The sequence below is a fragment of the Ensifer sp. ENS06 genome (assembly GCF_014852205.1).
GTDB classification, from domain to species: Bacteria; Pseudomonadota; Alphaproteobacteria; order Rhizobiales; family Rhizobiaceae; genus Ensifer; species Ensifer adhaerens.
The window spans coordinates 1-255 of record NZ_JACVBC010000075.1 but is presented as its reverse complement, the minus strand read 5'-3'; the positions used below and the strand labels follow the sequence as shown (position 1 = coordinate 255).

The window sequence follows — 255 nt, the reverse complement described above, 5'->3', positions numbered from 1 at the left end:
CTGTTCCCCATTGACCTGATCCTACGGCATCGCGCTCAAAGCGGCGAACTTCATTCAGTAAAGGGTTTCCCATGGCTCACTATCCAGACATCCTGCTTCATATCGACGGCGCCTGGCGGCCGGCGCGATCCGGCAAGACCATTCCCGTCATCGACCCGGCCAACGAGGAAACGATCGGCCAGGTGGCCTGGGCCGAAGTGGAAGACCTCAATGAGGCGCTTGCGGCCGCCGAGAAGGGCTTCAAGACGTGGCGGG

1 protein-coding gene is annotated in these 255 nt (G+C 61.6%); it reads left to right on the top strand.

The features are described 5' to 3' along the window. Nucleotides 1–71: 71 nt before the first annotated feature. A partial coding sequence (locus IB279_RS36915) for an aldehyde dehydrogenase family protein (protein ID WP_192341315.1) occupies nucleotides 72–255 on the top strand: 184 nt, incomplete at its 3' end.